We start from the raw sequence: 772 nt of genomic DNA on the forward strand, positions 1-772 counted from the left end.
GGCAGTGGGCGGCCAGGGCTGCGTTGGTGACGGCKATGTCATCAGCAGGGTCGAGGAGCACGGTGACGGGTACTGCGGGTGGGAAGGTGACTGTCCTGCTCACCTCTGCCTCCATGCGCAGGTAGGCGGCGCAGCGCATACGGCGGGGCCGAGCAGCGCGGCGCACGGGCAAGCCACGTCGTCGGGAACGTAGATCGGCATCGCGGGTGCGTGCCTGGGTGCGGCGGTCACCGAGCATCCTGGTGCGGCAGGAGACAAGCCGTGAGCAGGTCTTCTAGCACCGGGTACCCCGCCCGGCCCGAGGAACGTGCAAGGCGCAGCGTGTGGTGGGTGGCCTGGGCCCAGCGGCGGAAGTTGCCGTGGCACAGGCGGGTGTCCAGCAAGTCCACGGCCTGCGGGGCGCTTGTCCGCCACAGCGGATGGAAGCGAGGGATCGCCCAGCGCACCTCGCGTGGGGTGAGTGCCGGAACCGTGAGCCACACCGCGGTGCGCGAGGCCAGCATCTTTTGGCGGCGCAGCACTCTCAGGCCGCCTTCGCCGACGGCCAGGAGGATCGACAGGCGGGTGTGGGGGTCGTCGAAGAGGTAGCGCAGGTATTCGAAGCTGTCGGCGTCCAGCCGCTGGGCTTCGTCCACCACGAACAGGTGATCGCGGGCTGCCAGCAGGTGGCGCAGGGCCGTGTCGAAGGCTGCCGGGTCCTGCGGGGATGCGCCGGTCAGGTTCATCGCGTCGGCAAGGTCGCCGCGCAGGGCAGCGGGGGTGGGGGCAGGGC

At 70.8% G+C, this 772-nt stretch carries 1 protein-coding gene; it reads right to left on the reverse strand.

What is annotated here, in order from left to right; all coding sequences use genetic code 11:
• Positions 1–227: 227 nt before the first annotated feature.
• A partial coding sequence (locus ACJA3G_RS37975; protein ID WP_406557543.1) for an AAA family ATPase occupies positions 228–772 on the reverse strand: 545 nt, incomplete at its 5' end.

The sequence above is a fragment of the Streptomyces sp. YS-3 genome, assembly GCF_045257485.1.
GTDB lineage: Bacteria > Actinomycetota > Actinomycetes > Streptomycetales > Streptomycetaceae > Streptomyces.